19 protein-coding genes are annotated in these 20,276 nt (G+C 67.7%); 14 read left to right on the top strand and 5 right to left on the bottom strand.

All coding sequences use genetic code 11. The features are described 5' to 3' along the window. The first annotated feature begins 96 nt into the window (after positions 1-96). The 9 genes from ACFPFQ_RS24215 to ACFPFQ_RS24175 all read left to right on the top strand — a co-directional run bounded on the left by ACFPFQ_RS24215 (position 97) and on the right by ACFPFQ_RS24175 (position 9,196). Positions 97-1,029, top strand: a complete 933-nt coding sequence (locus ACFPFQ_RS24215; protein WP_379622611.1) for a PDR/VanB family oxidoreductase — start codon at positions 97-99, stop codon at positions 1,027-1,029. Positions 1,030-1,103: 74 nt separating this feature from the next. Beyond that, positions 1,104-2,351, top strand: coding sequence for a cytochrome P450 (locus tag ACFPFQ_RS24210; RefSeq protein WP_379622609.1), 1,248 nt, complete (start codon positions 1,104-1,106; stop codon positions 2,349-2,351). Between the two features lie 33 nt (positions 2,352-2,384). Then, positions 2,385-3,209 (top strand): MoaF C-terminal domain-containing protein, encoded by an 825-nt coding sequence (locus ACFPFQ_RS24205; protein ID WP_379622607.1) that lies wholly within the window; start codon positions 2,385-2,387, stop codon positions 3,207-3,209. Positions 3,210-3,339: 130 nt separating this feature from the next. Continuing rightward, positions 3,340-3,672, top strand: a complete 333-nt coding sequence (locus tag ACFPFQ_RS24200; protein ID WP_379622605.1) for a cupin domain-containing protein — start codon at positions 3,340-3,342, stop codon at positions 3,670-3,672. 26 nt (positions 3,673-3,698) lie between these two features. Further along, positions 3,699-4,586: an alpha/beta hydrolase gene (locus ACFPFQ_RS24195; protein ID WP_379622603.1), complete on the top strand. Its 888-nt coding sequence runs from the start codon at positions 3,699-3,701 to the stop codon at positions 4,584-4,586. 17 nt (positions 4,587-4,603) lie between these two features. Continuing rightward, complete coding sequence (locus ACFPFQ_RS24190; RefSeq protein WP_379622601.1) at positions 4,604-5,833, top strand: ABC transporter substrate-binding protein; 1,230 nt, start codon at positions 4,604-4,606, stop codon at positions 5,831-5,833. 21 nt (positions 5,834-5,854) lie between these two features. Next, positions 5,855-6,709, top strand: a complete 855-nt coding sequence (locus tag ACFPFQ_RS24185) for a branched-chain amino acid ABC transporter permease (RefSeq protein ID WP_379622599.1) — start codon at positions 5,855-5,857, stop codon at positions 6,707-6,709. Continuing rightward, positions 6,706-8,505, top strand: coding sequence for an ABC transporter permease subunit (locus ACFPFQ_RS24180; RefSeq protein ID WP_379622598.1), 1,800 nt, complete (start codon positions 6,706-6,708; stop codon positions 8,503-8,505). Before ACFPFQ_RS24185 ends, ACFPFQ_RS24180 begins: the two co-directional genes overlap by 4 nt. Next, positions 8,432-9,196: an ABC transporter ATP-binding protein gene (locus ACFPFQ_RS24175; RefSeq protein ID WP_379622596.1), complete on the top strand. Its 765-nt coding sequence runs from the start codon at positions 8,432-8,434 to the stop codon at positions 9,194-9,196. The genes ACFPFQ_RS24180 and ACFPFQ_RS24175 overlap by 74 nt, the downstream gene beginning before the upstream one ends. 572 nt (positions 9,197-9,768) lie before the next feature. On the opposite strand, the gene ACFPFQ_RS24170 is transcribed toward ACFPFQ_RS24175, so the two are convergent. Continuing rightward, a complete protein-coding gene (locus tag ACFPFQ_RS24170; protein ID WP_379622594.1) occupies positions 9,769-10,146 on the bottom strand; it encodes a hypothetical protein in 378 nt (125 codons plus the stop codon). A 366-nt stretch (positions 10,147-10,512) separates the two neighbouring features. On the opposite strand from ACFPFQ_RS24170, the gene wrbA reads away from it, so the two are divergent. Beyond that, a complete protein-coding gene (gene wrbA, locus ACFPFQ_RS24165) occupies positions 10,513-11,130 on the top strand; it encodes an NAD(P)H:quinone oxidoreductase (protein WP_379622592.1) in 618 nt (205 codons plus the stop codon). A 183-nt stretch (positions 11,131-11,313) separates the two neighbouring features. On the opposite strand, the gene ACFPFQ_RS24160 is transcribed toward wrbA, so the two are convergent. From ACFPFQ_RS24160 to ACFPFQ_RS24150, 3 genes are all read right to left on the bottom strand, one after another. Next, positions 11,314-12,933: an MFS transporter gene (locus ACFPFQ_RS24160; RefSeq protein ID WP_379622590.1), complete on the bottom strand. Its 1,620-nt coding sequence runs from the start codon at positions 12,931-12,933 to the stop codon at positions 11,314-11,316. Positions 12,934-13,214: 281 nt separating this feature from the next. Next, positions 13,215-14,018, bottom strand: a complete 804-nt coding sequence (locus ACFPFQ_RS24155; protein WP_379622588.1) for a nitroreductase — start codon at positions 14,016-14,018, stop codon at positions 13,215-13,217. Positions 14,019-14,021: 3 nt separating this feature from the next. Then, on the bottom strand, positions 14,022-14,537 hold the full coding sequence (locus tag ACFPFQ_RS24150; RefSeq protein WP_379622586.1) for a DUF4863 family protein: 516 nt from the start codon (positions 14,535-14,537) through the stop codon (positions 14,022-14,024). A gap of 101 nt (positions 14,538-14,638) precedes the next feature. Here ACFPFQ_RS24150 and ACFPFQ_RS24145 point away from each other — a divergent pair, with 101 nt between their 5' ends. Together ACFPFQ_RS24145 and ACFPFQ_RS24140 are read left to right on the top strand one after the other, a co-directional pair. Next, complete coding sequence (locus tag ACFPFQ_RS24145; protein WP_379622584.1) at positions 14,639-15,313, top strand: TetR/AcrR family transcriptional regulator; 675 nt, start codon at positions 14,639-14,641, stop codon at positions 15,311-15,313. Positions 15,314-15,493: 180 nt separating this feature from the next. Beyond that, positions 15,494-16,348: an alpha/beta fold hydrolase gene (locus ACFPFQ_RS24140; RefSeq protein WP_379622582.1), complete on the top strand. Its 855-nt coding sequence runs from the start codon at positions 15,494-15,496 to the stop codon at positions 16,346-16,348. A gap of 544 nt (positions 16,349-16,892) precedes the next feature. Here ACFPFQ_RS24140 and ACFPFQ_RS24135 read toward each other — a convergent pair. Next, positions 16,893-17,801, bottom strand: a complete 909-nt coding sequence (locus tag ACFPFQ_RS24135) for a LysR family transcriptional regulator (RefSeq protein ID WP_379622580.1) — start codon at positions 17,799-17,801, stop codon at positions 16,893-16,895. An 83-nt stretch (positions 17,802-17,884) separates the two neighbouring features. Here ACFPFQ_RS24135 and ACFPFQ_RS24130 point away from each other — a divergent pair, with 83 nt between their 5' ends. Both ACFPFQ_RS24130 and ACFPFQ_RS24125 read left to right on the top strand, forming a co-directional pair. After that, on the top strand, positions 17,885-19,078 hold the full coding sequence (locus ACFPFQ_RS24130) for a thiolase family protein (protein WP_379622578.1): 1,194 nt from the start codon (positions 17,885-17,887) through the stop codon (positions 19,076-19,078). After that, a complete protein-coding gene (locus tag ACFPFQ_RS24125; protein WP_379622576.1) occupies positions 18,997-20,271 on the top strand; it encodes a 3-oxoacid CoA-transferase subunit A in 1,275 nt (424 codons plus the stop codon). Before ACFPFQ_RS24130 ends, ACFPFQ_RS24125 begins: the two co-directional genes overlap by 82 nt. The last annotated feature ends 5 nt before the right edge of the window (positions 20,272-20,276 follow it).

Raw genomic sequence — 20,276 nt, 5'->3', positions numbered from 1 at the left:
GGAGATTACGGAGATCGCCATGCGGCGACGTACGAGTCCAACGAGTTGCCGACGTGGGAAGGAGCTCCCATGGCATCCCAGTGCGAGGACCTCGCGATGGAAGTCAAGGCGAAGACACCGATCACCGACGCCATCACGCAGCTGACTCTTGTCCGCGCCGACGGCCGAGACCTCCCCGAGTGGACGCCGGGTTCACACATCGACCTCGTCCTCGGACCGGACATGGTCCGGCAGTACTCCCTGTGCGGTGAACCCGGCGACCTGCGGTCCTGGAAGGTGAGCGTTCTCCACCAGCCCGACGGCCGAGGCGGCTCCGTGCGCGTGCATCGCGATGTGCGCGAAGGTGAGACCCTCACCGTTCGGGGGCCACGCAACAACTTCCGTCTCGTCGACGCACCGCGGTACCTGTTCATCGCCGGCGGGATCGGCATCACACCGCTCCTGTCGATGATCGAGTCGGTCGATCGGGCCGGCGCCTCATGGTCGCTGACCTATGGCGGCCGCAGCCGGCACAACATGGCGTTCGCCGACGACCTGAAACAGGCTCATGGCGACGCCGTGACATTTGTTCCGGAGGACACCCACGGGCGCATCGATCTCGCCGGCATCCTGTCCGGTGCCCCTCCCCGCACCGCGGTGTACGTGTGCGGCCCGGAGGGCCTGCTGGGTGCCGTGGAGACGATGGCCGCGGAACTCGACATCGACGACCAGATCCACCTGGAGCGGTTCACGCCCAGGACACGAACGGACATGTCCGTCGCCGACGATTTCGACGTCGAATTCGTGCGTACCGGTATCACCCTTTCGATCGGACCGGACGAGTCGATTCTCCAAGCGGCCCGGGCGGTCGGGATAGCCGCCCCGTTCTCGTGCTCGGAGGGAACCTGTGGAACCTGCGAGACGAACATCGTGTCGGGCTTGGTCGACCACCGTGACTCGGTTCTCAGTCCCGCGGAGCGGGAGGCGAACAGCACCATGATGATCTGCATCAGTCGAGCCGCGGGCCCGAAGATCAGTCTCGACCTCTGACGTTCCCGCTGGAAAGAAAGTGGACAGAAATGGACAGCACCGCGGTGAGCGGTCACGGATCGACGGGTTGCCCCATGGCGCACACCGCCGCAGGATTCTCGTTCTTCGACCGCGAATACCAGGAGAATCCGGGAGCGTCGCTGGCGTGGGCCCGCGAGCGTCAACCCGTGTTCTACAACGACGACTCAGACTACTGGGTCATCACGCGGCACGAGGACGTGAAGTCGGTCTTCAGCCAGTTCAACCGGTTCTCGGCGGCCATCACACTGGCCCCGGTGACACCTCCGTCCGAGGAGGCGGGCACGCAGTTGGCCAAGTATGACTTCGCGCCCTGTCCCGTCCTCGTGGATTCCGATCCACCCCAGCACCGGCAGTACCGCCGGCTCAACGCTGCGGCGTTCATGCCCGACCGGATCGCCCCGCTCGCTCCCTACATCCGGGAGACGGTCAACGCCTACATCGATCGCTTCGCCGAGCGCGGCCACGCCGACCTCGTCGCCGACATGCTCTGGGACATCCCCTGTCTGGTCGCCCTGCAGTTCCTGGGGATTCCCGAGGAGGACGTCGACACCGTGCGTCGGCTGGCCACGTCCATGACCGAGTTCGTCTGGGGGCGACCGAGCCCCGAGGAGCAGGTGCGGGCCGCTGACGGGCTGGGCCGGTTCTGGGTGATGGGGGAGCGTGTCATCGGGAAGCTCAAGGAACTCGACGACCCGCCGGGGTGGTTGGGCCATGCGATCACGATGCAGCGCGAACACCCGGACGTCATCTCCGACACGTGGTTGCAGACCAATGTCATGGGCGGCGCGATGGCGGCCCACGAGACCACGACGAACGCCACCGCGAACGCCGTCGTCACCCTGTTGCGCAACCGCGATCAGTGGGATCGCCTGTGTGCGCAACCCTCGCTGATTCCCGCGGCGGTCGAGGAGTGCCTGCGCATCAATCCCTCCGTTGCCGCATGGCGCAGGATCGCGAAAGAAGCCGTGGAGGTGGGCGGTGTGACGATTCCGGCCGGCGGAAAGATCCTCATGGTGATCGCCTCGGCGAACCAGGACGCCTCGGTGTTCGAGGAACCCGAACGATTCGACATCGACCGGGATTCCCATGCGCACATCGCCTTCGGTGCGGGCACGCACACGTGCCTTGGCAACCATCTCGCGCGGCTCGAGATGGCCATCCTTCTGGAGGAGCTGACGCGCCGACTGCCACACATGACGCTCGACGAGCAGGAGTTCCACTTCGTTCCCAACACCTCGTTCCGAGGCCCGGAGGCGCTGCATGTCAGTTGGGACGTCGACAAGAACCCGATCCGCACCTGAACGGCGCCGGGACCAGAGCGAACGGAGAAGCACATGAGTGGCGATTCCCTCGACTTCTCGAGAACCCGGACCGGGCCGCCACGGGATCAAGGTGTGCCGGGATTCGACGGCGACACGGCCGTCCGGTCGAGCAGCATGCCGGGCCGCGAGATCGTGTTCACGAACTCCCACAGGAGCCGGGTGTCGCATCGTTTCGACACGACCGCCGTCGCATGGAGCTACGAACCCGGAGCAGGCGACCCGCACCCGGTGGCCTCCGGCCGCAGCGACTACGATGCATTCGACGTCGCAGCGGGATTGGTGTACACGCAATTCCATCATCGTGATGACGTGCCCAATACTGCAATCAGCCTCGTCCTCGACTTCGATGCCGGACACAGCCTGGCCGTCGTGAGCACGATCATCGATCCGACCGAGGGCCGGACCAGGGTGCAGCACACCTTCATCCCGGGTCGCATCGAGGGACTGCAGACGCGCGGATCGGAGCCGGCTCCCACGACGGCACTGCTGGGCCGCCGGGTGGTGTGGACCTGTGGCGACGAACGCCGCTACGAGCACCTCTACCGGGATCCGCACACGTACAGGTGGCACTGCCTGGCCGGACCCGAGGCAGGCCATGGCGACACCGACGAATGCACGACCTACGCGATGCGCCCCGGCATCTCCGTGCTTGCCACGCGGGAGAAGGTGATCCCCCGCGCATCGGTCACCATCGCCGATCACCGCGACAGCACGGCCCTGCGTTCGTACGGGGCCGTCTTCGGACCGGCCGCAGCAGGCGCTCCGCCCGAGCACTTCACGTTCGGCGGCGTGGGCGAACTGGTGGGTTGCCCGAGCCGCCAAGCCCGCACCGGCTGAACACCGACAACCGCGGCGGAACCACCGCTGCTCCCCGAAAGGAAACACATTCATGTTGGCCAAGGGAAACGTCCAGGTCACCGATCTCCTCTCTGCCATGCCGCCCGCGATTCCCGTGGGTTCGCATGCGATGACACAGCTCGTCGAACTCCCGCCTGCCGACCCCGGACTCGCGCCGCACCGCCACTCCGGGCCGGTGTTCGGTTACGTGCTGGAGGGCACGATCTTCTTCGAACTGGAGGGCGAGGAGCCCCGGGAGATCACGGCGGGCGAGGCGTTCTGGGAGCCCGGCGGCGACGTCGTGCACTACCAGGTCTCCAATCCGGATCCGAACGCGTGGAGCCGGTTCGTCGCGGTGTGCGTCTGCGCTCCGGGCGTGGACATGATCACCATGCTCGAACCGGAGGAGATCGTGGTTCGCGATCACCTGCGCCACCCCAGCGCGCGCCAGCACCAGGGCTGACCATGTCCGTACTGTCGCGACGCCCGGTGGCCGACATCGTTGCCCGCAGGTTCGCCGCCAAGATCAATGCTGCGATCCACCCGGACAGCGGGCCGCGGTTCCCGGAGATCAGCGTTCGCACCACCGATATCAGCATCGAAACGCGCCACGGCCGGGTCGCCGCGACGATCTACCTCCCGCCGTCACCGATCGGCACCCCCGGGGTGTACGTCAACGCTCACGGCGGCGGCTTCGTCGTGGGGAGCCGACAGCAGGACGACGCCTGGTGCCGCTTCCTGGCCGCCCATGCCAATGTCGTTGTGCTCAACACGGACTACGCGTTGGCTCCGGCCAAGAGGTTCCCGACCCCCGTCGAGCAGTTCTACGACGTCGTTCAGTGGGCGTCGGCGCAGGAGCATGAGTGGGACGGCACGCGGTTGTGCGTCGGCGGCCAGAGCGCCGGCGGCAATCTGTCGGCGGCGGTCGCGCGGATGGCGCTGGAAAACGGCGGCCCCGCCATCGCGCTGCAGGTTCTGCACTACCCGCCGCTCGACATCGTGACGCCGCCCAGCCGCAAACCGTCACCGCTGGGCTCGAAAGCGGTTCTGCAGCCCTGGTTGTGTGAGGTGTTCGACACCGCCTACGTGCCCGATCGCACGCAGCGTCGTCATCGTTTCGTGTCGCCGGCATGGGGCGACAATGCCGAGGGTATCGCGGGTATCGCCCCGGCTTTGGTCATCGCAGCGGAGTTCGACCGACTACGCAACGAGGCCAAGCGCTATGCGGACAAGCTCGAAGCGGTCGGCGCGCTTGCCGAATACATCGAGGTGTCCGATGTCGACCACGGTTACGACATTATGACCGACGAGTCCGAGGTGATCCGGCGGATGTATGAGGCGATAGTCGCTCACGTCCACCGCGCGATCAGCCGCTAACGATACGGAGCACCCCGATGAATCGTATGGTGAGAGTGTCCGCCGGCGCCCTGCTGGCGGTCGGGCTGCTGGGTGTCGCCGCGTGCGGTGGGGCCTCGGGACAGCCGGGGAGCGGGCCGATCAAGGTCGTCTCCATCAACGACGCCACCGGGGCGTTGAACGCCTACGGCCTTCCGATGGGGGCCGCTGCCCGGCTCGCCATCGACGACATCAACAAGCACGGCGGGCTGCTCGGCCGGCAGGTCGAGCTTAACGAGCTCGATGGCCAGTCCGATGTCGCCCGCTACACCGTATTGGCGCGGCAGACTGCGCAGGATCCGGATGTGGCGATGGTGCAGGGCGCGATCTCCAGCGCCGCCCGCGAGGCCATCCGCCCGGTATTCGACAACGCGGAGAAGCTCTACTTCTACCCGACCTTCTACGAGGGCGGAGTCTGCGACCGAAACACTTTCATGACCGGTCAGACGCCGAGCCAGACCGTGGCGCCGCTGCTGAAATGGGCCGCGGACACCGGTAAGAAGAAGTGGTACGTGCTCGCCGCCGACTACAACTACGGCCAGATTTCCGCGGGCTGGGTCAAGCGCCTGGCCGACGAGTACGGGGCGACCATCGTCGGCGGCCCGACATTCTTCGACCTCAGCAACAGCGACTTCACCAGCCAGATCCCGAAGATCCAGGCCTCCGGCGCGGACACGGTCGTGTCCCTGCTGGTCGGACCGGCCCACCTCAATTTCTACAAGCAGTGGGCCGCGTCCGGTCTCAACGCCACGACCACGGTCGTCGGGGCTGGCTTCGGACTGGGAGCCGACCAGGTCGCCCTCGGCCCGGACGCCAACGGCATCGTGACCGCGTTCCCCTACTTCCCGAGCCTGGACACCCCGGACAGCCGGGACCTGCGGAAGCTCTGGGTGGACTCCGGGCGCACCGACCCTCTCACTCCGGGTGCGATCGACGGGTGGAACGCCTGGCAGATCTGGGCTGCCGCCGTCCGGAAGGCCGGCACCACCGACCGGGACAAGGTGATCGCGGCGCTCGAGTCGGGGCTGAGTTTCGACGGCCCGTCGGGGAAGGTCGAGATGGATCCCCGGACGCACCATCTGATCGTTCCGATGCGGCTCTGGGAGGCCGACGGCCAGGGCGGATTCACCATGCTCAAGGAGCTGACTGCCGCTGCGGCACCGACCTTCGAGCAGAGCACGTGTGACCTGACGAAGGACCCGAACACCAACCAGCAGTTCACCCCGTGAGCCGAAGGAGCTGTGCAAGCCGTGGCTGACGTCGTCGTCCTGACTGTCTCCTTCGTCACCGGTATCTCGGTGCTCGCTCTGCTGTCCCTCGGTCTCGCGGTGGTGTTCACCACCCGGGGAATCATCAACCTCGCCCATGGCGAGTTCGTGATGATGGGAGCGTTCACCACGGTGACGCTCACCCGCTCGGGCGTGCCCTTCGTCATCGCCCTGCTTGTCGCGGCGGCGTTGCTCGCCGTGTTCGGGTGGGTCCTCGAGGTCACGCTCGTCCGCCGGCTCGACGGGCGGCCAACGGACTGCATGCTCGCCACGTGGGGGGTGAGCCTGATCGTCACGCAGGTGGCGGTCCTGCTCTTCGGCACCACATCGGAAGGCCTGTCGATCCCCCTGGGATCCATCCAGGTCGGGGCCGCCTACACCGTCGGGGTCTACAACCTGGTCCTCATCGCAGCGGCCGTGGTGTCGATCGTGGTACTGGCGCTGGTGCTCCGGCGGACCCGCACTGGCCTGTTCATCCGGGCGGCGGCTCAGTCCGAGATCGACGCCCGCACCCTCGGGGTCGACACCCGCCGCGTGCGGACGATCGCGTTCACGAGCGCGGCGGCGTTCACCGGATTCGCCGGTGGCCTACTCGCGCCCTTCCTCGGGGTGAGCCCGACGATGGGCGCGACCTTCATCGCCAAGGCGTTCATGACCGTCATGGTGGGCGGGGCCAACGCCGTGGTCGGTACTGCGGCCGCCTCGTTCGCCCTCGGCGGCACGGACAACATCCTGAGCACCTGGCAGAGCCCGCTGGTCGGGACGCTGGCGCTGCTGCTGATCGCCGTGGTGATCGTGCGATTCATGCCCCGCGGTCTGACCGGAGGACGACGATGAAGAAGCGCGCCAAGGTCGTCGCGCCGCTTGCGGTGCTGGTGCCCATCGTCGTGGTGGGCCTCGTGATGCGGCCACAAGATCTCGATCAGCTCACCCTCTGGGCCATCGAGGGCATTCTCGCCCTCTCGCTCGTCCTGCTGTGGGGTCATGGCGGCATCTTCAGCCTCGGTCAGACCGCCCTGTACGGACTGGGCGGGTACGCGTTCGGCATCGTCGCGATCAACCTCGGCCGCGGCGCGGCCAACTCGATGCTCCTGGGCGGACTCGCGGCGCTGGTGGTCGCGGCGCTCGTCTCGCTCGTCATCGGGTACCTGATGTTCTACGGGCGGGTCAGCGAGGTGAACGTCGGCATCATCACCCTCGCGTTGACGCTGGTCCTGTTCGTGTTGATCAACAGCACCGCGGATCCGGCCTACCGCATCGGGGACGCTCCGATCGGCGGCTTCAACGGCCTCGTGGGGATCCCGGCGCCGATGCTCTTCGGACAGCGGATCACCGGGCAGAGCCTGTTCTTCGTGGTCTGCGGCGCGGCGGTCGTGGCACTCACCCTCGTCTGGTGGTGCCTGGACCTGCCCTTCGGCCGCATCGCGGCGGCAGTGCGGTCCAACGAGCTGCGGGCCGAGCTCCTCGGCTATGACGTCCGCGCCCGCCGGACGATGCTATTCGTGGTCTGTGGCTGTCTCGCCGGGGGAGCCGGCGCGTTGTTCGCCGCCTGGGGCCAGTTCGCCTCACCCACCATCTTCGGCCTCAAGTCCGCGATCATCATCGTCATCTGGGTCCTCGTCGGGAGCCGCACCAGCCCGGTAGGCGCGTTCGTCGGGGTGTTCGCGGTCGAGGCGCTCACGTCCTGGCTCGGCGGTGAGGACGCTCGGTACGCGCTGATCTACCTCGGCGCGATTCTGATCGCCGCCGTGATCCTCCTGCCGAACGGGTTGGTGACCACGGCACGACGACTGACCCGGCGGTTCGCACCCGCGCGGAAGAAGCCAATACCGGTCGACGGATCGCTGGCCCAGGCCTCGTCGAGCCACGACCTCAGCCACGTGCTCGGCGCGCGACCGCCATCGGACACCCAGGCGTCGCTCGTCGTGTCGGGCCTGACCAAGCGGTACGGGGCGGTTACGGTGGTCGACGCGATCGACCTCGACCTACCGGCGACCGGGCTCCAGGTCGTCATCGGCCCCAACGGAGCAGGCAAGAGCACCTTCTTCGGCCTCGTCAACGGCACTGTCAAGATCGACACCGGCACCGTACGGCTCGGCGAGACCGACGTGAGCCGGATGCTCCCGCACCGCAGGGCCAGGGCCGGCATCGGGACCAAGCGGCAGGTGGTGAGCGTCTTTGCCGACCTCACGGTCCGCGAGAACCTCTGGGTCGCCGCCTACGCACCCCGCGCCCGACGCTCGGTGAAGGAGGCGACGGCCGCCGCGGACGACCTCGTCAGCTGGCTGGGGCTGGCCGGTGCGACCGTCGCCGGCACCCTGTCACACGGCGACCAGCAGCGGCTCGAGATCGTTATGGTCATGGCGTCCGGAGCATCGCTGATCCTGCTCGACGAACCCACGGCCGGCATGACGGTCAACGAGACCGCCGGGATGGCGGCGTTGATCCACACCCTCTCCGAGCACTGCAGCGTGGTCGTCATCGACCACGACATGGGATTCGTCCGCGAGCTCGGCGCGCCGATCACCGTGATGCACCTCGGGCAGGTCCTCATGCGCGGTGAGCTCGACGCACTGGAGGCCGACGAGCGGCTTCTCGACATCTATCTGGGGCGGCACAATGCTCGAGCTTGAAGGCGTCCAGGCGGGCTATCCCGACCAGCCCGTCCTGCACGGTGTCGACCTGACCGTTCGTACCGGTGAACGACTTGCGGTTCTGGGACGCAACGGCGTGGGCAAGACCACCCTCGTTCGGGCCGTCGTCGGGGCGATCCCGGTGACCGCAGGGAAGATCCGCCTCGACGGCGAGCGCATAGATCGACTGGCCGCCCACAAGCGCGTGGGCGCGGGGATCGCCCATGTCCCGCAAGGTCGGGGGATCTTCGGTGAGCTGAGCATCCTCGAGAATCTGAAGGTGTCCGCCTGCGCAGTGCACGGTGCAGGTTGGCGCCGCGAGATCCAGCAGATCCTCGAGGAGTTCCCGATGCTGGCCGAACGCGCCGGGCACGCGGCCCGCAGCCTCAGCGGCGGCCAGCAGCAGGTCCTCGCGATCGCCCGGGCACTGCTCACCCGGCCCCGCCTCCTCGTCCTCGACGAGCCGACCGAGGGCATCCAACCCTCGATCCTGGACACGATGGCCGACCTGCTCGTCGACGTGAACGTGGCCCGTGGGGTCACCCTGGTCGTTGTCGAGCAGAAGATCGACTTCGCCGCCCGGCTCGCCGAGCGCGCCGTTGTGGTCGATCGCGGCCGAATCCACTGCGCCATCGCCCTCGCCGACCTGCAAGGATCACGCGAACTGCAACGCGAGTTGCTCGCCGTTTGACAGGCCCATGTCGATGCCGATGCCCCGCGCGCGGCGGTCCAACACTGGCGGCCACGGACCGGTCGCAGATCTCCACCGCCGTCTCGAGCATCTGGCGCGTGCTGGTGAACCAGTCCTGCAGATTCAGATCCACGATGAGCTCGTCCGCGCCCGCCTCGGCGGCCGTGTGGATGTCGTCCATGATCTGGTCGAGAGTGCCAACGAACGCCGATCAGCCACGTCCGGCCGGACGGTCGCTGAAGGTGACGTTCCCACCACGATCATCTCCATCTGGCGGGTGTCCCGGCCATATCCGGAAGCCGTTTCCCGGATCCGGTCCCAACTGGCCCGCAGTTCCTTGGCTCCCTCCGGGCCTGGCGTGGTGAGCAGCGCAAGCCGTCGGCGCGCTGGGCGATCGGCTGCACGGCACGGGAACTGGTGCTGCGGCCCAGGTTGGCGCCACCGCCGCCCATCATCACGGGGATCTTCGCGACGGGCTTGGGTAAGACCGAAGCGTTGTCGATGACGACGCGAGAGGTTGATACTGCATCGCCACTCCAGTGCATTGTTGACGAGTGGAACGGGTTAGGCGGTCATCCGCCGACCTGCGGATAGTCTCCCGCCGCCAGTTGCCCCATGCCTTCCTCCACGTCGAGCGCCGACTCGAGTCCGGCACTCCGACCGCCGACGTCGCACGTCGACTCAGTGTGGCGGATCCGCCCGCTTGCGCCGAGCGAGGCGATCGACGGCGCCCGCCGGGCCACCCTCGAATCGCTCGCTGCGGTCCTCAACCCGGAGCTCCGCAAGGACTGTGTGACGTCGTCGACCATCCGCTTGGCGATCGAGCACTGGATCGGCGGACAGCTGCCGTTCAGGGACGTGTCCGCCAGGTCGCCGCCACTGCCCACGGCGTGTCGGTTCGAACGCTGCACCGGATCTTCGCCGCGGGCGGTTCCACGTTCGGCAGCCACATGCGCCAGCGACGGCTCGCCAGAGCTCCTGCCCGAGCTGCAGAACCACGACGTGCCGATCTCCTCCGTTGCGCGCCGCTGGGGATTCGCCGACGCCAGCTATTCGGCCGCGTGTTCAAGGCGCGATGCGGGCCTTCGCCGGGCGACTACCGCGATGACCTCACGCTGGCAGACCGCCGGGACCAGCCACGGGTGCCGCCGCGATCCCTCGACAGCGCCGCCCCCTGATCGCAGCCGCCCGGGTGGAGGCGACATCCGACTTGTCACGGCGCACATCACGAGACGGTACGACCCGATTCTGATACGTTACATATTCTAGCTGTAATGTATTGGCTGTTCCAGTAGCCACGAATCGAGAGGATCCGCATGCCCGAGCTGACCAGGGTGGCTGTCGTCTACTACTCCGCCACCGGCACTGCGCACGAGCTCGCGAAAGAGGTCGTGATCGGAGCGGAGAAGGCCGGCGCCGAGGTCCGCCTCCGCAAGGTCACCGAGCTCGCACCCGAGGCGGCAATCGCGTCGCGCCCCGCGTGGGCCGAGCACGTCGCAGCGACCCGCGACGTACCCATTGCCACGCCCGATGACCTGGTGTGGGCCGACGGCATCGTGATGGGGTCGCCGACCCGGTTCGGCAACATCGCCAGCCAGCTCAAGCAGTTCCTCGACACGCTCGGTCCACAGTGGGCCCAGGGGCTGCTCGCGGACAGGGTGTACTCCGGCTTCACGACGACCGACACCGCTCACGGCGGCCAGGAATCGACGCTGCTCGCCCTGTACGCCACGTTCCACCACTTCGGTGGCATCGTCGTCGCGCCGGGATACACCGACCCCGTCAAATTCGCCGACGGGAACCCCTACGGCAGCAGCCACGTCGGGCGTCGAGGTGAGGCGCCCGTCGACGACACGGCCCGGGCTTCCGCCCGCTACCAGGGGGAGCGCGTCGCCCGGATCGCTACCGCCCTCAAGACCGACGGCGCCGCGTAAGTCGAGCTGCTGTCCGACGGAGCGATGACGTCCTTCCGTCGCATCGCGGTGTGGGTGCTGGTGACACGTCACCAGCACCCACACCGTCAGCCTCACCCGAAGTGGATCACCGCGCGAAGGCCTTGCGGCGGACGTCCGGTATCGGGCCCCGCCCGCCCGCCCGTTCCCGTCGTGGGTCGCCGGTCAGTCCTCGGCGACCGTGACCTGTCGTGGTTGACGCGAGGACGCGTCTTCCGTGCTCATGATGTCGGCGCCTGCGCCGGAAGTCGGCGGTTCGCTGGGGTGTTCCTGTGAGGCGGCCCGGGTCGAGCGGGAGGCCTTGGCCAGGGCGAACACTGCCGCGCTGGCCACGACGAGGACCACCCCCATCGCCAGGAACACGGTTCGGGGCGTCGCGCCACTGCCCAGGACGAACCCGACCAGCAGCGGGCCAAGGATCCCGCCGATCCGGCCGATGCCCAGCGCCCAGCCGACGCCGGTCGGACGGATCCGCGGAGGATAGAGCATCGTGGCCAGCGCGATGACGCTCATCTGACCGCCGGTGATGCAGGTGCCGGCGAGGAACGCCGCGACGAGCAGCATCCAGCTCGATCCTGTGACCGCGAACGCGAGCACGGACACGAACACTGCGCCGAGGAGATAGACCGCGCTGAGCGTCCCGTACGGCCCGCGCCTGTCCATCGAGGGTCCGATCACGATCGCCGCAGCGATCCCGCCGACTGTCGTGAGCGCTGTCGCGGCTACCGCGGTCGAGGGGGCGTGACCGAGCCGGCCCAGGATCGTGGGCAGCCAGCTCTGAACGGCGTAGAAGACGCCCAGGTTGAGCATGAACGCGATCCACAACAGCGCCGTGCTGACCAGCCAGTGCCGCTGGAACAGCTCGAACAGCGGGGAATGGGTCTTTCCCGGCGCCCCGGTGACTCCAGAACTGCGCTCGGCAGGCAGCACCCGCGTTGCCGGGCCGAGATCCGGGTCGAGGCGGCGGAGGGTGGCGTGGGCCCGAGCTTCGTCGCGGACCAGCAGATAGCTCGGGGAGTCGGGTAGAAACCGCAGCAGGACGAGCACCAGGAGCAGCGGGAGGATGCCGCCGAGTACGAACATGGGCCGCCACCCCCAGGCCGGAATGACCGCTCCGGAGATCAAACTGGCGGCGACGAAGCCGAGCGCAAGCCAGCAGTAGATGAACATGACGAATGTGGAGCGGCGCCGGGTCGGCGCGAACTCGCTGGCCAGCGCCACGGCGCTCGGGATGGTCGCACCGAGTCCCACTCCGGTCAGCAGTCGCAGCACGAGTAGCTGCGTCTGGTCACCTGCCAGCGCACACAGCAGCGTGAGGACGCCGAACAGGGCAGTGGCGACGATGACGAGCTTCCGATGCCCGATCCGATTGGCCAGGGGCGACAAGAGCAGGTATCCGACCATGAGGCCGACGATCGATGCCGAGAAGATCGGACCGAGAGCCGCGACCGGAAGTGACCATTCGTTGGCGACCGCCGGGGCGATGAAACTGATCATCTGGGTGTCGAGACCATCGAGAAACATGACCGAGCCGGTCAGTGCCAGGACCAGGAAGTGGAACCTGCCCACTGGTCGACGGTCGATCAGCACGTCCAGGCGCACCGCGGGGCCCGGTACCGATATTTGAGAAGACACGGCGATATCGCCTTTCGCATGGGTTACGCGACCGCCACCGTTGATTCGGCTTGGCTGCGAGAATAAGGACCCGACCGAAACGGGAGCTCCTGAGCATCTCCCCCTGATTCCCAGGCCGTTCCGTGTGTCGCCAGACGGTAAAGAAAACAACGCGTCACAGTCAAGCTATGCAACGCGATTATTAAATCGATCCTCGCAGTTCATCGCTGCTGAGCCTGTCGATCTTCCGCGCCGGGCTCCGCACAACTATGCTCTAAATCGCATGCTCCGGCAGGCGACGGGCCCGTGCCTGAGCCGGGCAGGTCCCAGACATCCCCGTCCGCCTGTCGGCCCTGGCATGCAGCGGGAGCAATTCATGTGAATTGCAGCTCCGCGACCCGCAGCGCGACCCGCCGGACATCGTCATGGCCGATGGCGACGGATTTGACCGGTCAGCGGCCCGTGGACTCGACGCGCGGCGACGAGCCGCCGTGCGGAAGATGTCGGGCCGGTTCGTCGTCGTAGAAAGTGGTGAAGTTCCCGACCGGTTCGCGCAAGGTCTGATAACGACTGAGGGCATGTTCTCGGTCAGCGTATCCGAGAGCGATTCCACAGACGACTATCTGATCATCCGGGATGTGCAAGTGGTGGCGAATCACCGGGTAGAAGTCGATGAATGAGGCTTGCGGACAGGTGTCGAGCCCTGCCTGTCGGGCAACGAGCATGAGCGCCTGCAGGAACAGTCCGCCGTCGATGAGCGCGCTGTCGAGCGGATGCCTGCTGACAGTGAGCATGAGGCCGACCGGGGCGCCGAAGAAGTCGTAATTGCGCCGATGGTGGGCTTGGCGGGCCTCGGAGTCGCACGTCTCGATCCTGAGCGTCCCGTGATAGAGGCCTTCGCCGAAGGCCTGTCGTCGGGTTCGATACGGTTCCTGCCAGTCGTCCGGTGCCGGCTGGAACGGGTACTCCCGCTCGGCGACGCGCTCGTCGCCGTCCAGCGCCTGCCAAAGCGCCTCGGTCAGGCGTTGCTTCGGCTCGCCGGTCAGGACGTGAACATGCCACGGCTGACAGTTGGAGTTGCTGGCCGACCTCGAAGCCAGGCTCAGCAGTCGTTCGATCTCGACGCGCGGGATGTCGATCGGCAGGAACGCGCGAACGCTTCGACGGGAGAGCAAGGCCTCTTCGACGGTCGCCGCACCGGGGGGCGATCCGTGTGGAGGGGCCGTGTCCGCATCGTGCATCGGCTGGTCCGTCACTGGTCAGAGCGTGTCAGGCGCTGTGATGTCGTAGGAGATGCGTCCCGCGGGCAGATAGAACAGGGCGATGATCCCCCCACCTGTGACCTCGGGGTAGTGGTGGCTTCCCGGGTCGGGCGCCGTCCATCCTGCCCCCTGCCACCCGCGCGGGCCACGCAGCAGGGCGTCGGGGTCCAGGGGCACGACCATGTTGATCTCGCCGTAAGGGTGCTGGTGGTACTGGCCGCGGTAGACCGGAACGCTGTTCATGTACACCGCCGTGATGCTGAAGTAGCTCAGTTCCTCGCTCGGCTCGGCGATCCGGCTCCGGCGATAATTGGGGCCGTCGACCTCGATGTTGGCGGCCCAGCCGTCAGCCACGCCTTCCTTGACCAGGCGGGCGAGGTCGTCCCACAGCTCTGTGTCGGGGCCCCGGGTCTCGTTGAGCCAGGTCTCCAGCTCGACTCCCGCGGTGCGGTTCTTGATCTCGTTGATCAACGGGATGCTGCGCTGGATCAGATCCTCAGCTGTGGAGCCCATGTCCTGCCTCCTTCTGGCGGCGATGCCGGAGCGGGGAGTCCCGCACATGGAGGACGGTAGGACGAACTCAAGGTTACAGTCAATATCTGTAACGTAATCCGGTGGAGGCAGCGCGCCCTGTGTCCGACAATGGGGTCATGATGGACTCACAGAAGGCGATCTTGGAGGTCGGCGCAGCGGCGGCCGCCTCGCGCGGTGGTCGACCTCGGGATCCTGCGCTCGACGATGCGATCATCACGGCCACCCGGCGGCGACTGGTCCTGGACGGCTACTCGAAGATGACCATCGGCGAGATCGCCTCCGATGCCGGCGTGTCCCGGCCGACGATCTACCGCCGCTGGCCGGGCAAGCTCGAGCTCACCATCGATGCGCTCGACTATGGGCTCCGGGCCCAACGTGACACTTTCCCCAACCTGAGGCTCGAGGAGCTACCAGCACTCGAGGCGTTCACCGAAGCCGTCCGGCGAGTTGATCCGCGCTACTTCAATCCGGATGCCATGGTCCTCATGGGCAACTTCATGGGCGAGACGATCCGCACCCCGGAGCTGCTCGCGGTCGTCTTCGAGTACGCCGTCGAGCCCAGGGTGAAGCTCGTCGAACGAGTGCTGGCCGACCTCCAGAGGCGCGGTGACGTGCGGGCCGACATCGATATTCACACCATCGCCACCATGTGCTTCGGCAGCTACTACGCGGCGTTCCTGCGCGCTGAGCACGACCGTAACGTCCTCGCCGAGCAGGTCGTCGCCGTGCTGTGGCCGGGGATCGCCGCGCAGTAGGCCTGACGAGCTCCACCAGCGCGGATCCAGGGCGACCCACTCGGCGGGACAGCTGACATCCGTGGTTGTGAGCGGGAGTCAGGTCGCAGGTGAGCCTGGTTAAATTACGGCTGCTGGCTGTAATGTTACGCCAGGTCCGAAGGTCTGGTACGGGCCTGCCACCGTCGATGGAGACCCAACATGCCTTCCGTCTCGCTCCCTCCTGTCCTGTTGCTGCACGGTGCATGGCACGGCTCGTGGTGCTGGGAACCAATCGCGACCGTCCTGACGGCCGCTGGTCACCCGGTGCTGGCAATCGACCTCCCCGGCCACGGGTTGAACGCCTCGATCCCCGACGGCTATCTCGCCCAGGACCTCGCGGTCCTCGCGAGGGCGAGCTCCCCGATCGGGAAGCTGAGCGCCGTCGACATCTCCGAAGCTGCCGTGGGCGTCGTCCGGGCGCTGCACGCCGCGTTCGGACCGGTGGTGGTCGTCGCGCACAGTGCCGCCGGCGTGACGCTGAACCACATCGGGGAGGCCGTCCCGGAGCTGCTCCACCGGATGGTCTACCTGGCAGCGCTGGCTCCTACACCGGGTCGGTCGGTGTTCGATCAGCTCTCCGCTCCTGAGTTCGCGGAATCCCTGGTCTCAGGGCTGATGGTCGCCGACCCGGCAGCGACGGGTGCCCTGCGCATCAACTGGGACTCGGCCGATGCCGAGTACCGGTCCACAGCGCGGCAGTGCTTCTATGCCGACGTCCCCGATGTGCTCGCCGATGCCGCGATCCGGCAGCTCACCCCGGACAGTCCGGTCCGTGTCTATTCCGATGCGGTGCCGCTCACCGCGGAGAAGTGGGGCTCGGTGCCGCGGTCCTGGATCCGTTGCACCCAGGACCGCGCCGTCCCGATCGCCGCTCAGGATGCCAATATCGCCCTGCTCGACGCGGCGTTCCCGCGACACTCCTTCGACCGGATCACCCTCGAGACGAGCCATTCCCCGTTCTTCTCAGCCGCCGACCAGCTGGCTGCCGGTCTCATCCAGGCGGCCAAGGGCTGAAGCAGCACCTCGTGGGGCTGCGCCCCGCGCGGCCACACTCAGCCTGCCCAGACCGGACCTCCGTTGCGCAAGGGTGCTGAACGGTGCAACGGACCCGGCCCGACGCCGGTCAGGCTGACTCCGATGTCAATCCCCCGCGGACGGCAAAGGGTAGCGGGATCGGAGAGGTCGCGGATCGCCGGTCGTCCGAGGGTCGACGCGTGGCGAGCCGCCGCGCGCTGGCTCCGGGGCGGACCGCGGCCGGGTAGATCGAGGGACTCGTCCGGCATCCCGTCGACCTGGCGGGCAGCCCTGCCACTAACCGACTTGCCGCAAAAGCGCCCAGGCTGGCGCGATGAATCGGCGATCCGGTTCCGTCTCAGCTGCGCGACCGGCGGCGCCGATGCGGTCGGGCAGGCTTCATTCGCGCCATTGGCTCGCCAGAGTCAGCGGTGACGTCGATACTCCAACTGTCGCTATCGCCTCGGTTCCGCGGACCGCAGAGTCTTCATCGGTCGACTGCGAAGGTGAGGGGAGAGCGTGCTCGCTCAGCAGCCGGACTGCCTCAGCTTTGTCCGACGGCCAATTCAGAATCGGCCGTGACAGCAGCGACGAGCGCGGACACTCGGCCAACAGCCGGAGCAGGTTCGGGTCGGTGCGCGAGGACAAGCGGAGCGATCACCTGCTGGCCCGCGAGGGGAACGTAGGCGACGCCGTCGATCCGAAGGGCACGTACTGAGGCGGGTACGAGCCCGAAACCGAGACCCGCTGCGACGAAGACGACCAGCGTTCCAGTTTCACCAACCTCGAGAACCCGAGGGTCGAGGCCTGCTCGCCGGCATGCGTCGACTACGAGCGGCTGCATCATCGAGCGATGGCCGGACGGGTGCGTAATCAGCTGCATCCCGTCGAGGCCACGGAGGTCGAGGTTGTTGCTCCGCGCCTCTGGGTGGTCGGCTGGAAGGACCGCGACCAGTGGCTCGTCGCGCAGCTGGAGAACCTCGAGATCATCGATCACCGCAGAGCCGGGTCGAAGCACGGCGATGTCGAGCTCCCCCGCGCGCAGTCGGTCGATGAGCGCCGGACCGAGCAGCTCGCCGCGGAGTTCGAGCTCGATGTCCGGCAGCTCGTCGCGGACCCGTAGCGCGACCTGCGGCAGCACGTCGTAGGTCGCGGTGCCGACGAAGCCGAGCCGCACTCGCCCGGCTCGCCCCGCAGCGAGCAGGCTCAGGTCGGCGGATGTCCGGTCAACGGCGGCGAGGATCTCCATCGCGCGGTCTTGGAGGAGCCGGCCTGCCTCGGTGAGCTCGACCCTCCGTGTGGAGCGATCCATGAGCCGTGTGCCCGTCTCGCGCTCGAGCTGCCTGAGCTGCTGCGACAGTGCGGGCTGGGCGATGTGCAGTCGGGCGGCCGCGCGCCCGAAGTGCCGCTCCTCGGCCAGCACGGCGAACGAACGGAGATGTCGCAGCTCCACTGCCTCATCTTATGCGAGTCGCTTATCAATCGACGATGAACGAATACTGGACGTGATGGACGGGGTGTTCCTACTGTCGGGACGTGGCGTCCTGTTACCTCTACGCAAGTGCGCGCACGGTGTTCGGTCGCTTCGGCGGCGCGCTCGCCGGCGTTCGACCCGACGACCTCTCCGCTGCCGCGCTCACCGGCGTGCTCAGCAAGGCTCCAGCTCTCGACCCAGCGGTGGTTGGTGACGTCGTCTGGGGCTGTGCCAACCAGGCCGGCGAGGACAACCGTGACGTCGGCCGGATGGCGGTGCTCCTGGCAGGTCTGCCGGTTTCGCTGCCGGCGACAACCGTGAACCGGCTCTGCGGCTCGTCCCTCGACGCCGCGATCCAGGCGTCACGCGCCGTCGAGGTCGGCGACGTCGACGTCGTCCTCGCCGGCGGTGTGGAGTCGATGACCAGGGCGCCGTGGGTGATGCCGAAGCCGTCGCGCTCGTTCCCGCCCGGCGACGTCACCGCAGTGTCGACGACCCTCGGCTGGCGCCTGGTGAATGAGCGGATGCCGACGGAGTGGACGGTGTCGCTGGGTGAGTGCAACGAGCAGCTGGCGGACCGGTTCGCCATCTCGCGCGGCCGCCAGGACGAGTTCGCGTCCCGCTCCCACCGGCTCGCCGCGCAGGCCTGGGCCGACGGGTTCTATGACGGCCTGATCGTGGAGGTCCCCGGCGTGAATCAGAATCGCGACGAGAGCATCCGCGACGACTCCACACCCGAGAAGCTGGCTGGCCTCAAGCCCTCCTTCCGGGGCAACGGGACAATCACCGCGGGCAATGCGAGCCCCCTCAACGACGGCGCCGCCGCCGTCCTGCTTGGATCGGCCGACGCGAGCGCGCACATCGGGACCGAGCCCATCGCCCGCGTCGCCGGCCGCGGAGTGCACGCGCTCGACCCGCGGGAGTTCGGCTTCGCACCCGTCAAGGCGGCCGAGCAGGCGTTGGCCAGGTCCGGCATCGGGTGGGCCGATGTGAGCGCCGTGGAGCTCAACGAAGCCTTTGCCGCACAGTCCCTCGCCTGTGTCGACGCGTGGAAGATCGACCCCGAACTCGTGAACACGAAGGGTGGCGCGATCGCCATCGGCCATCCGCTCGGCGCATCGGGCGCCCGGATCCTCGGAACCCTCGCGGCTCGCCTGCATGAGTCCGGCGGACGGTGGGGCGTTGCCGCCATCTGCATCGGCGTCGGGCAAGCACTCGCCGTCGTACTCGAGAACGTCACCGGAGCACGGGCCTGACCGCCCGGATCTGCGACGGCCACGACGAAGCTGTCGCCGGCACAGCCGACGGCTCGACCGTCGTCATCGGCGGGTTCGGCATGGCCGGCATGCCCGTCGACCTCATTGACACCCTGATCCGCCAGGGCGCTACCGACCTCACGATCATGTCGAACAACGCCGGCAACGACAATGTTGGGCTGGCCATGCTGCTGGCAACAGGCCGGATACGGAAGATCATCTGCTCGTACCCGCGCCAGGTTGACTCATGGGTGTTCGACGACCTCTACCGCGCCGATCTTATCGAACTCGAAGTCGTCCCTCAGGGCAACCTCGCCGAGCGAATGCGCGCTGCCGGGGCCAGCATCGGGGCCTTCTACAGCCCCACTACCGTCCGCACGCCGCTGGCCGCGGGGAAGGAGATCCGGGAGATCGACGGCCGGGCCTACGTGCTCGAGTTCCCGATCCACGGCGACCTCGCGCTGATCAGAGCACACGTCGCCGACCGGATGGGAAATCTCGTCTACCGCAGGACCGCCCGCAACTTCGGCCCTGCCATGGCCACGGCCGCACGCACCGTCGCGGTCCAGGTCGACCGCGTCGTCAGGACGGGGACCCTCGACTCCGAGAATGCGGGTGAGCCTGGTACCGCTGCGGGACCTGATCACGATCCTCGAGAGCGGGCCGCTGACGGCGACGGGCCAGACACGGGCGTCGGTCCGTGCGTCGACGTCCGTGGCACGGCTGGGGAGCATGCCGTCGTCTCGCTGCACGCCGACGGCGCCACGCCGGCCGGACACGGTTTCCACGTCGCCTACGCCGACCCGCCGCTCAACCCCACCCAAGCCGGACCCGCCCGGGTGCTCGTAGCCACGCTGCGCGACGCCCTGCGCAGCAACGGGTTCCTGGTATCCGACTACACCGGCCGGGACGGCCTGTCGGCCCGCCCCGACCTGGCCGGGCTCAACCCTCTCGACCCGGCCGACCGCGCTCGTGGAGTGCGCCAACATACGCAACGCCGCCGAGGCCGCGCTCATCGCTACTACCGACGATCTCGGACGCTCCGGCGGCCACCTCGGGTTCGGCCTCGGGCCGCACTACTGCGTCGGTGCACCGCTCGCGAACGGCCGGCAGCGCTACGCGACCGCCGTCGCCGCCGGGATCCTGGCCTTCCTGGGTCGCTGAAAGCGGAGGGCTCGCCAGTATCGAAGTGATACCG

The organism is Pseudonocardia sp. GCM10023141 (assembly GCF_042653605.1).
This window is presented reverse-complemented; position numbering and strand designations above follow the sequence as displayed.

Coding starts and splice junctions, on each gene's coding strand:
- ACFPFQ_RS24150 (WP_379622586.1), bottom strand. CDS start 14,537: ATGGGCTCCACAGCTGAGGATCTGATCCAGCGCAGCATCCCGTTGATC.
- wrbA (WP_379622592.1), top strand. CDS start 10,513: ATGCCCGAGCTGACCAGGGTGGCTGTCGTCTACTACTCCGCCACCGGC.
- ACFPFQ_RS24200 (WP_379622605.1), top strand. CDS start 3,340: ATGACACAGCTCGTCGAACTCCCGCCTGCCGACCCCGGACTCGCGCCG.
- ACFPFQ_RS24210 (WP_379622609.1), top strand. CDS start 1,104: ATGGCGCACACCGCCGCAGGATTCTCGTTCTTCGACCGCGAATACCAG.
- ACFPFQ_RS24180 (WP_379622598.1), top strand. CDS start 6,706: ATGAAGAAGCGCGCCAAGGTCGTCGCGCCGCTTGCGGTGCTGGTGCCC.
- ACFPFQ_RS24140 (WP_379622582.1), top strand. CDS start 15,494: ATGCCTTCCGTCTCGCTCCCTCCTGTCCTGTTGCTGCACGGTGCATGG.
- ACFPFQ_RS24190 (WP_379622601.1), top strand. CDS start 4,604: ATGAATCGTATGGTGAGAGTGTCCGCCGGCGCCCTGCTGGCGGTCGGG.
- ACFPFQ_RS24215 (WP_379622611.1), top strand. CDS start 97: ATGGAAGTCAAGGCGAAGACACCGATCACCGACGCCATCACGCAGCTG.
- ACFPFQ_RS24205 (WP_379622607.1), top strand. CDS start 2,385: ATGAGTGGCGATTCCCTCGACTTCTCGAGAACCCGGACCGGGCCGCCA.